Annotated in this window: 2 protein-coding genes; both read left to right on the top strand. The window is 69.2% G+C overall.

What is annotated here, in order from left to right; all coding sequences use genetic code 11:
• Position 1 precedes the first annotated feature (1 nt).
• Positions 2 to 331 (top strand): hypothetical protein, encoded by a 330-nt coding sequence (locus IH09_RS20065; protein ID WP_052858253.1) that lies wholly within the window; start codon positions 2 to 4, stop codon positions 329 to 331.
• A 19-nt stretch (positions 332 to 350) separates the two neighbouring features.
• Entirely contained in the window at positions 351 to 11084 is a 10734-nt protein-coding gene (locus IH09_RS20070) for a WXG100-like domain-containing protein (protein ID WP_052858254.1), read from the top strand.
• Positions 11085 to 12395 lie beyond the last annotated feature (1311 nt).

Below are 12395 nucleotides of genomic sequence, written 5' to 3' on the forward strand. Positions count from 1 at the left end.
GGTGTCGGACGGATACCTGGCGGCCAACCCGGAAGGGATGGTCAAGAAGAGCACCCACATCGACGACCTGGTCTCGTACACGGCGGAGATCCGCGCCTACCACGAGAGCGGGCTCAGCGGCCTGGGCACCCCGTGGGGGGAGGGCGACGAGACGGCGAACGCGTTCGAGGAGGTCTACTTCCCGGGGCACCGGAACCTGACGGTCCTGATGGAGGCGCTGGAGACCGGTATCGAGCAGTCCACGGACCAGGTCAAGGAGACGGCCACGCACTTCTCCCGTACCGAGACCGCCAACACCGAGGAAGTCCGGCGGCTGCGGACGCACGGCTGAGGAACGCGGGAAAGACAGCATGAGCATCGAGGCGTCGGACGATTTCCGCAGGCTCTGCCTGGCCCTGACCGGTTCGGAATTTCCGAAGGCCAACGAGGACGGACTGCGCCACCTGGCCGACCACCACGGCCGGGTGGCCAGGCGGTTCGCCAGCATGCCCGATTACCTCATGCACGCCGTCAACGGCATCCGCACGGACTTCGACGCCAAGGCCGCCGACGACTTCTCCGCCTCGCTCGCCGAGTTCACCTCCGGCGGGACCAACTACATCGAGGCGGCGGCCAAGGCGTCGCGCGATATCGAGCACTACGCGCGCGTGACGGCCACGAACGTCGAGTACGCGAAGCTGATGGGCATCGCGCAGCTCGTCCAGATGCTGCTGGAGATCGCCTGGGCGATCCTCCAGGGGCCGTACGGCTGGGCCGAGATCCCCGTCTTCCAGATGCTCACCAAGGTGTTCCTGCTGAAGGTGTTCCGGGGGCTGGTCGGGCACATCCTGGCCGGTGTGGTGATCAGCGAGGTCGTATCGCTGTCGCTGGACGCCCTGATCCAGCGCATCCAGATCGCGAACGGCACCCGCGACTCCTTCGACAGCGAGCTCACCAAACAGGCCGGTCTCAGCGCGCTGCTCGACGGTGTGCTCGGCGGTGTGCTGGGCGCCGGTACCGCCAAGTTCGGCAAGGTCTTCGGCAGCTCGGCCGGCGGCAAGGTGGGCAAGACGCTCACCAAGAACCTGGACGAACTCGGCACCGTGCCCCCGGGCCTCGCCAAGAACCTGGGCAAGGACGTGGGCGGGGCGCTGAGCAAGCACTCCGACGACATCCTGCGCCCCCTCGGCGGGGCGCGCCACGCGCTCGGCGACGAGGCGGCCGACCGTTTCCGGAAGTCCTTCGGCGACGTCTTCGAGAAGAACTTCGGGGACACGCTCGGGGCCGGGGCCGCCCGCGAACTCGGCCAGAAGTACGGCGACACCTTCGCCCGCAATTGGGGCCGCGAGGGGACCAAGGAAGCGCTGGCGAAGACGCTGGACGGCCCCGCGGGCAAGAAGCTGCCCGACGAGGTGCGCAACTCCCTGAAGAACCTGCCCGACACCGTCCTCGACGCGGTGACCGACACCCACCGGACCGTGGCGAGCCAGGCGGGCCACTGGCTCGGCGGGGCCGCCACCGACGCCGCCCACGGGTACCTCTCCGACGGTCTCTACAACCTGATCTTCAGCGACGAGCACGAGTTCACGGTGAACCCCTGGAGCGGTGCCGCCGGTGCGATAGCGGGCCGGGTGACGCACCACCTCACCGAGGCGGGCAGCGGACTGGTCGAGCACTTCCGGGGATCCGGGGACGGCGGGGGCGCCGGGTCGCACTCCTCCGCTCCGGGGACGGGGACGGGGGCAGGGTCCGGACCGGGGACGGGATCGGGATCGGGATCGGGGGAGAAGGCAGGCCAGGTCGGTGCTGGTTCGGGCGGTACCGGCAACGACGGGTCGAACGGTGCCGGGTCGACCGGCGGCGAAACGCACGGCACCGACAAGTCCGGCGGCGGGGTCAACGGTGACGGGGCGAACGGCGGTGGCAGAGCCACGAGTTCCGACGGGCCCGGTACCTCGGACGACGGTGACACGCACGGCACGGGCAAGGACGAACCGACCGCGGGGAAGGACGGACAGTCGGCTTCCGCCCCGGCCCCCTTCCCGACCACGGGCACCGGTCAGCAGACCGCGGGCGGTCAGAGCACGGACAACAGCCAGAACCGCGCCGGCGGTTCTTCGGCCACCTCGAAGCCCGGCTCCACCCCGTCCAGCACGTCCCCGACCTCGGCGGACGGGCGGCAGACGGGCAAGCCCGGCGGCTCCGACAAGCCCGGCGGCAGCACCGACAAGTCCAGCGGCAACACGGAGAAGTCCAGCGGCGGCACCGCCAAATCCGGCAGCACGGAAACCTCCACTGGTACCGACAAGACCGGCTCCACGGTCAAGACCGGCTCCACCGATTCCCCCGGCACTCCGTCCACCGAGTCGCACCACACCGAGCGGGAATCCGGCGACCGGCAGAGCATGCCGCCGCCCTCGGCGATCTCCACGTCCTCGTCCACGGACTCCGCCTCGCAGCACGGCAACACCCATGGCGACGAGACGCACCGCACCGAATCCGGCACCGGCTCGGAACCCCCGGCCCCGTCGCAGGTGAAGACCGGGACGTCGGAGACCACGGAGCCACCGGGGACAGCGGGGAAGGGCGAGTCGGCAGGGAAGGAAGCGGTCGCCGGCGGCGGGGCGGCGAAGCAGGATTCCGCGCCGGGGCCGCACCCCACCGGCCAGGACCGCACCACGCACCACGACACGGCCACGGAACGCACCACCTCGGACGAGACGCACCCGGGCACCACACCGGGCACCACGGAATCCGTCACCAAGTCCGATACCAAGTCCGGTACGAAGCCGGATACGAAGTCCGATGCGAAGTCCGCCACGGAATCCGACAGCAAGTCCGACACCAAGTCCGACACCGATTCCCCTACGGAATCCGATACGAAGTCCCGTACGGAATCCGTCGACAAGCCCGTCAACCATGACCAGGCCACCGGCCACCACGTCACGGACGGCACGGGCGGCGGTGCTGCCACCGATCACCACAACAAGGGCTCCGACACCGACGGCACTCCCGACCGGCGTGCGCGCCAGGCGCCGCCGAAGAAGGCATACGTCGAGCTGGCCGCGCAGCCCGACTGGCTGACGATCGGTGGCCCGGGGGCCGACGAGGCGACGCATGAACCCGTCCCGAAGACGGTGCACTTCATCTGGCTCAACGGGGAGCTCTCGCCCGCGGCGCAGGCCAACCTGCACGAGTGGGCCGCGCTGGCGAAGAACGGCGACTGGCAGATCAAGCTCTGGACGGACGAGCGCGCCAGCACGGTCAACAATGCGTTCCTGAAGGACCTGCCCCCGCACGTGCAGCCGACCCTGATCACCGACAAGCTCTTCGAGGACCCGCCGCCCAAGGGCAAGAACTCGACGATCCGGAAGCTCAAGAGCGTCTTCAAACCCACGCCGCAGCGCGATACGCGTCATATGTACGACTACGCCCACGGGAAAAAGGGCTACGCGATGGCGTCGGATGTGGCGCGCTATCAGATCCTCAACCTGCACGGTGGCATCTACGCGGACGTGGACCTCGGGCCGGGCAGGCTGACGCTGCCCAATGAGCCGTGGACGATGCCCAACGGCCCGTCCACCGCGCCCTTCTTCGGACCGGAGCTGCGCGACAAGAAGTCCTTGGCCTTTGTGCTCAAGAGGGGGCAGGACGAGCACTTCGGCGATGACGACGTACAGCGGGCCGCCGACGAGATGTACGAGAAGGGGCAGCTGGGCAACCAGTTCATCGTCACACCGCCGAGCAGCCCGTTCCTGGGGCACCTGCTGGACAATCTCCAGAACCCGGCGAAGAACCAGGCCGGCTGGCTGTATGTGGACCCCGCCGTCGACGCGGCGGACCGTACCGGCCCCGGCTACATCCGCAAGCAGGCGCTCAACTATCTGAAGGAACACGGCCACCCGGTGGCGCGAGCGGTCACGCCGTGGCAGGTCGATCGCACGGCGCGGGACAGATGGGGCGCGCTGAAGTGGATCACGGACGAGAGCGAATCCCAGGAGCACGCCGCCGGCCCGCCCCCGACCAAGACCGTCACCACCTCGTCCGGGACCGGCGATACGCCCACCGGTACGGGTACGGACGCGACACGTCCGCGCAAGGCACCGCCCGCGACGCACACCGAAGGACAGACGCACACCGAAGAACAGCCGCAGCACGTCGCGTCGGAAAACACCCACGACACGACGGGGGAGACGCACGCGAACCACACGGGGGCCGCGCACGCGAACAACACGGGAGGCACTCCCGCAAACAACACGGCACAGACTCCCGGTGGCCAGGGGGACAACAACCCCGAGGGCGGTACGGACGACATCGCGCACGGCGCGCCGGACGACGCGCAGCAGTCCGCCGCGCCGCAGCCCTCGCCCGACCCCAGCGAGTCCTGGGCCCATCTGCGGGTGGAGACCCCGGTCCATCAGGTCGGCAGCCCCACGGACACCTCGGGCGTGGAGGTGTCGCGGTTCGAGGGCTTCGAGGACAGCGCCTTCACGTTCACGAGCCAGCCCGACGGCTCGGCGCTCCACCACCTCCGGCTGCGCGGGACCGACGGTCAGGTGCGGTTCGAGTGGCGGCGCATACCGCTCCCGGGCCCGCATCAGGAGAACAGCCCGACCCACGTCCGCGAGGTCACCCTGCGGGTCCGCTTCGACCGCGGTCCGGGTGTCGGACCCGACGAGGCCGCGGCCCGTATGCGGTCGTACACCGAGGCCCTTAACCAGCACCTCAACAGCGGATACCGGCTCCCGGGCGGCGGCGACCTGCTGCACATCCGGGTGGCGGAGGCGGGCCCGGAGACCCCCGCCCGCGATGTGCACGCCACCGTGCGGTGGACGGCCGCCGATCCGCAGACGCCGCCCCGCTCGGACGAGAACAACTGGCGGGTGGACGACGACCCGGAGACCTGGATCCACGAGACGCTGCACCGGGTCGGCCTGGTGGACGAGTACCACGACAGCGCGACGGACAACGACGGTACGCCGCTCAGCCTGTTCCGCCGGAACCCGGACTCCACGGCCGTGCACGGCCCCGACAGCTTCATGGGTCCGCGCCAGACCGAGCCGGACGGCACCGATCACCTCGTCGCGCAGGTGCGGGACGACCAGCTCACCACGATCGAATCGATCATGGACAGCGGTTCGGCCCATCTGCCGGCGCCCCGCCTGGCCGATCTGCCGGACGTCGCCCGTAACCGGCTGGCCAGGATCCTCCAGCCGGCGCCCGGCCCGGTCGAGACGCGCTCCGTGGTCGAGCGGTTCGGGGCGCTCTTCGACCTGACCGTACGCGGCCGCCAGGAGGACCACGTACTGAGCGATCTGCCGGAGGGAGACCGGGACCCGGCCGCCCTCTACACCCTGTACGAGGAGTGGAACCGGGACGGCCGCTGGAACCAGGCCATGGACCTGTTGCGCGAGCACGGCGTGGACGTGGACGACCGGGGCGGCCCCGTCAATCCGGCGAACGATCCCGTACACGGTCCGGCGAATGACCCGACGCATGCCCCGACGCATGCCCCGACGTATGCGCCGAACACCGATTCGGTGAACGGTCCGACGGCTGGTGAGGGGTCCGGTTCGTGGAGCGAGACGCACCACCAGGACGAGCACGAGGGCACCGACCGGGACACGTCGGAGGGGGAGTTCTTCGACGCCCGGGAGCGCCAGACCTCCTCTTCGGAGGACGATGCCCGGGAGCATCAGACCTCCTCGTCGGAGGACGATTTCTTCGACGCCGTGGAGTATCAGCCCGATACGGACGGCGAGGAAACGACGCCGCAGGACGTCAGTACGTCGGAGCACGGCTCCACATCGGAGCAGGACGCGGCGTCGGAGCATGGTTCCGCGACGGAACACGACGGTCCTGAGGAGGACAACGGGTCCACGTCCCTTCATGAGGACGAGGAGACCACCCAGGAAACACCGGGCGACGAACCCGAACCGTCCATCCCGGACGACAACTCGTCCCACAGCGGTGATGACCAGTCGTCGGACACCCACACCGACACTGGCACCGGCGCCGACGATGAGCACGGCGCGCACGACAGCGATTACGACGCGGATCAGGAGTCGTCCAACGCCTCGCCCCCGCCCTCCCCGTCCGTCTCACGCCCCCGCACACCCGCCTCCGAGCGCGTTCGCGACGGGGACTCGGACAAGGTCTCGGAGGGCGGCCAGGAGCACGTTTCGGACGACGTCCACGACGGCGCGTCCGACAACCATCGCGATGAGGACTCGGACAAGGTCTCGGAGGTCTCTGAGGACGCGCGCGACGAGGTGCGTGACGAGGTTTCGGACGAGGTCTCTGAGGGTGTCCGTGACGAGGTGCGTGATGAGTCGTCCGATCACGTTTCGGAGAGCACGCGTGACGAGGTGCGTGACGACCTTTCCGACAACGTCTCGGAGGGCGGCCAGGAGCACGTCTCGGACGACGTCCACGACGGCGCATCCGACAACCATCGCGAGGAGATCTCGGACGAGGTCTCTGAGGATGCCCATGACGAGGCACGCGATGACGTGTCCGATCACGTTTCGGAGGACGCGCGCGACGAGGTGCGCGACAACGTCTCCGACAACGTCTCCGACAACGTCTCGGAGGGCACCCAGAAGCACGTTTCGGAAGACCCTCAGGACCACGTCTCGGACGACGCCCACGACGGCGCATCCGACAACCATCGCGACGAGACGCCCGACGACGACACTGCCAACCACCAGGACGAGACCACCGGCGACACAGCCAACGAGACGACCAACGACGCGACCAACGATGCAACCAACGAGACCGCTGACAACACCGCCAGCAACACCCCGGAGGGCAACCCCGGTGATGACCCCGGGGACACTCCGGCCACCACCACCGGGCCGCCCGTAGGCCCGAACTCCGTGCACCTCGGTCGTACGCTCGCCGGGGCGAAGATAATTGAGGCCCCGGGTCCCGACAGCGTGCGGCAGCGGGTCAACCAGTTGCTCGGGAACGGGCACACCCAGCCGCTGGCCGAACGGCAGTTGGACGCCGCGTTCGACCCCGCCAACTTCCGCGCGATGCACCCCAAGATGGTGAACGGCGACTGGCGCTTCCCGGTCCATATCGATGGCAAGGTCCACGAAGTGGTCGTCAAGGCCCACCCCGGTGAGTGGACCTGGCGGGAGCGGGAGGACACCGGGGGATCCGCGGCCAGTGCGAAGGTCAAGCAGGCCACCGCCGATCCCCGTAAGACGACCTTCACCTCCACGAAATCGGGTATCGACGAATCATCGAGCTACGCCCATCCGCTCTCCACCGAGGCGACCCTGCTCACCTCGGTGTCGGTCAAGGCGGGGGCGATGAGCTACGACGGGGAGAGCTCGGCGACCTCCGATCGTGAGGCGAGCCGGGAGACCTCCCCGAGCGGCAAGGTGAACACGTACGTGTCCACGTTCAGGTACGAGGTCTCCGTCCTGGACCCACACGGCGTCGAGGTTCCGCACACCGGCGGTGACACCCAGCAGCTGACCGGGCAGGTGGCCGCGCAGGTGGCCCATCCTTCGACAGCCTCCACCGAGCAGAACGCCAACCACGCACAGCGCTGGGAAGGCTGGAACCCGCAGGCCAACGGGCAGCGCCAGCCCAACGGTTACGCCCTCGACGTGACCGGGCTCGGCAACGTACGGGACGCCGTCTTCCGGCAGCTGCCCGGCGAGCTGCCACCCGGCAGCAGGGCGCACCAGAAGATCAACGACTTCCTCACCCCGCAGAACGTGCTGGACGGACTGGAGCAGGCCGCGGGCACCGGCCTGCTCTCCCCGAAGTTCACACTGACCGACGGCCGCCCCGCCTGGATCAACCTCAAACTCGAACCCGAGCACACCACCGTGGAGCCCGGCTACGAGACCAAGGACAAGATCGGCTCGAAGGTGACGTCGCTGCTCTCCGGCAGCCTGAACAACGGCAGTTCCTGGTCGCTGGGCGGTTCCCTGGGCGGTGCGGGCCGGGTGCAGCTGCTGCTCCAGAAGTGGGTCACCGGCACCCTCGGCTACACCTACAGCGGGACGCACGCGTACAAGTCGGCGGCGAAACTGTCGTCCACCGTGGAGCGGAACGTGGAGCACGGCGAGTCGTCGCGCCTGGTGCGTACGGGCGTCCGGTTCCGGGCGGAGGTGATCACGGGTTCCCTCTCGCCGCACAAGGACGGGCTCCGGGCGGTGACCAGCACCCCGGTCGGCACGCACAACGAGGCGCACCGGAACCACGAGACCGAGACGCCCGCGCCGCCGGCATCTTCACCACACCCGCAGAACACGGATGAGCACGCGGCCACGACGACGGACGCGAACAACACGACGGAAGCGGCCACGACGACGACCGCGACGCCCGCCCCGAACACGGACGCGGACGCCAACACGAACGCCCACGTGAACGCGAACGCGGATGACATCGAGATGCGTCCGCTGCCGCAGCGCAACGCGGACCATGTCGCCATCCAGATCGATCCGCCGGAGACCACGACCCACGCCGGACCGGAGAACACCGTCGGCCGGACGGGCACACAGGACACGGTCATCCAGATCGATTCGGAGAACACCTCCGGCCAGTCCGAGTCGCAGAACACGCACAGCCAGACAGAAGCACAGAACACGGCCGGTCAGACGGAGACGCAGAATACGGCCGTACAGGCAGCAGCGGCGCAGCACACACCCGGCCGGACCGAAGCGCAGCACACGGCCGTACCGAACGAACCCGAGCACACCGTCATCCAGATCGAGGGCGGTGATCTGACCGGCGAGCTCTACCGCCTCTACCCGGAGGAGATCACGCCGCCGCAGTCCGGTGACGTACAGCAGGCCCCGCAGCAAGCGGAGTTGCGGGATCCGGTGCATGCCCTGCGGACGGTCTATCTCGACTTCCCCGGTTCGACGGAGCTGGAGCGGCACGTTCGCGAGCGGCTGGCACAGCAGGCGCCCGGTCTGCTGCCGCCGCTCGGCCACGGACCCGGTGACCGGCCCCTCGAAGGGGATACCGGGAACGGGCGCCGGCCTCGTATCACGCCCCAGGCGATGGACAACCTGCGCAAACTGCGGCAGGAAATATCCGCCTCATCGCTGCGCGGCGGCGCGGACAGCCTGCTCGACGGCACCTTCCACTTCACCCTGGACTCCTCGCACCTCCCGCTGATGTCGTCGAAGAAGTACGAGGTGCTCATCAAGGCGGACCTCTCCGAGGGCGAGCACCAGGGCACCGTCACGTCCAAGACGAAGAACGCGGTGACCCGGACGAGCACGGCGGACCGCAGTGTGACGCACGGCAGCAAGCACGCGCTCGCCCTGTCCTTGAACTACCGCCAGCAGCTGGCGGATTCGTCGGGCAGCCAGTCCACCACCCGCAGTATCGCCAAGGCCGACGCCGGCTGGACGTTCCTGAACAAGACGCAGCAGACGGCCTCCGGGCGGGAGACGGAGACCAGCCGGAGTTTCGAGAACAAGGGGTCCGCCGACGCGTTCGGCTACCGGGTGAACTACCAGGTACTGACCCGTTCTCATGAGAAGGACGCCCCCACCCTGAACGAGGTGCTGGAGTCCGACACCTCCCTCCCGCAGGAAGAGCGGCAGGCGCGGCCGGTCAGTATCGGGGACAGCCGGGCGAAGGTGGAGGTGCAGCGGCCGGAGCAGGGCATGCAGCCCCCGACGACGCCGCATTTCACGCGGTTGCCGCCGTTCCATTTCGTCCAGCACGTCAGCGACGGCGCGGGGCTGCGGGACGGCGTGGACCGGGCGATCCGCGGCGCCTACCGCGCCCGCGAACAGGCGGGCAAGGCGCAGCAGGAGGGCGGCGGAACCGAGGGCGGCCGCGAACCGCGGGTTCCGGACCTGGAGGCGACGCTGGACTCGCTGACCAGCACCCCGCGGATTCTCTCCGATGTCTCCGCATCCTCCGGTGGCTGGTCCAACTCGCCCGACCAGCACGTCGGTTCGGGAGGCAACCGCGATTCCGTGGGTGTGTCCCGGCGCACCACCCTCGCCGACGACTATCAGTACCGCGGCACGCTGTCCGAAGGCACCCTCGAACTGGTCCTCAAGGGGTCCACGTCCACCACCGTGGTGGGCAAGAGCGGCAAGGTGCTGAGCGGGAGTCTGGGCCCCGACTTCGGGTATTTCCCCGAGACTCAGACGGGCATGACGATCGAGAGCATGCAGGCCCGCGGCGGCTTCGTGGTGAAGGGCTCGAACACCGCCGCTTTCGCGGACTCCCATCTGGAGCAGACGTCGGCGGGGCTGAAGATCAAGCGCGAGGGGCCGTGGCACCTGTACGAGGTCCGGGCCGAGAGCACCGTGGTCGGCAGGGTCACCAGCCCGAACGGCATCGTGCACTACGGCACGCCCGAGCGCAGTGAGCACACGGTGTACGTCCTGCTGTCCGACGCGGATCTGCGCGCCGCGGGCCCGCACGGCCCACAGAGTGCGCAGCGCGCGCACAACGTGCAGGAGCCGCACGGCACGCAGAATCCGGCCGGGACGCAGGGGCCGGCCGTGACGCAGAACCAGACGGTCACGCCGAATGAGCCGCAGGGTTCGGCCGGGGCGCAAGAGCAGACGGTCACGCATGAGTCGCAGGGTCCGGTGGCGACGCAGGATCAGACGGTCACGCCGCATGGGGCGGAGGGTTCGGCCGGGGCGCAAGAGCAGACGGTCACGCATGAGTCGCAGGGTCCGGTGGCGACGCAGGATCAGACGGTCACGCCGCATGGGGCGGAGGGAGAACCCGGAAGCCCCGCAGAATCCGCCTGCCCAGGGGGACGGGAACCTCACGGAAACTCCGCCGCCGCCCCTCACCGCTCCGCTCCTGGAAGCCAAGGTGGCCGCGGGATGCCTGGCCGAGGTGCCGGGTTCCGAGGAGATCCTGGCGGAGGTGCACCGCCAGCTCACCGGGGAGCGGCTGGACGGAGGTGTGCCGACCCACGCGCTGCCGTTCGCGGAGACGTTCTCACCGGACGCGCTCGCCGCGGGCTTCGACTCCCTGCTGACGGTCGGACTGACCGATCGGCAGGTCTTCGAGACGCGGACCGGCCGCACCATCACCGAGGTCAAGGTGCGCGCGGTCCCGCAGGGGGCCTGGCAGGACACCGGGAAGCGTGATGACCAGTCGGTGACCCGCAGCCTGGAGTCGGTGGAGACCCTCAAGGGCACTGGGAACACCACGTGGATGGGCGGTATGGACGCGAACCTCCGGTACGCGCTCAACCCGCGGACCAATGTCGGCTTCCTGAGCTGGGACCCGAAGGCCGCCGCCGAGGCGGGCTTCGACAACAGCAGCGGGTCCAGCATGACCAGCACCACGGGGCACAGCACTTCGGGCTTCGGCACGAGCGCGCTGTTCACCAGCGATATGCGGTTCGAGGTGATCGTCACCCGGCGTACGGAGCCGTTGGGCAAGTACACGTTGCTGGAGGCGCCCGAAGAGGTCGTGGCACCGTCCCCGACCAGTGTGTGGGTTCCCGAGTCGCTCACCGCTCCCGCGCCGGCGCCCGGCACCACCACGGCGCCCGCTCCCGGCGGCACGCAGGAGCACGTCACCGCGCAGGAGCACGTCACCACACCCGCTCCTATACCTGACACCACGGCGACAACGACACCCGCGCCCGCGCCCAACCCGGCTTCCGGCACGGTGCAGCCGACGGCCCCCGACAACGCCCAGCACCACGAACCGGCAATCGACGGCGGTCAGAACCACGAAACGCAGAACGTCGACGGCCAGAACCATGAACCGGCGAACGGTGGCGACCAGAACCACGAAACGCAGAACGTCGACGGCCAGAACCACGGATCGCAGAACGATGACGGTCAGCACCACGAACCGGCGAACACCGGTAGCCAGACCCATGAAACGCAGAACGCTGACGGCCAGAACGACGCAGCGCAACGTCAGTGGTCCGAATCCCTCCGCAGCGGGCACGACATGCTGGGGTTCGACCACGGGTCGGAGCTGCTGGACATCAGCCGGCAGGTACTGACCACACCGCGGCCCGGTCCGGACGGCGGGCTCGGTTCCTGGTTGCACTCGGCCTACACGACCATGGGCTCCTCGCTCCATCACGTCGTGGAGACCTTCCTGCCCGCGACCGACCCGCGCATCCCGCAGAACTCCCCGCTGCGCGATGAATACCGGCTGCCGGTGGAACAACGCCAGGCGCTGCGCCAGCTCATGGGCCCGCAGGCGCTGCCCGCCGTCTTCCATCTGCTCCAGCAGGAGGGCGGCTATCTGACCCCGCCGCTGGCCGGCGACGGCGGCGTCGCTCTCCAGCTCACGCTCGGCGCGACCGGCACGGCGGAGCAGGTCGGCCGCCGGGAGGCGGGCGAGGACGAGCTGTCCGGCGGGCTCAAGCAGGAGATCGCCAACGCCGCCACACTCAACATCAAGAAGAGCGTGAGCCCCGCCAACTTCGGCAT

Origin of the sequence: Streptomyces celluloflavus, from assembly GCA_000720995.1 — a bacterium.
Lineage (GTDB): Bacteria > Actinomycetota > Actinomycetes > Streptomycetales > Streptomycetaceae > Streptomyces > Streptomyces celluloflavus.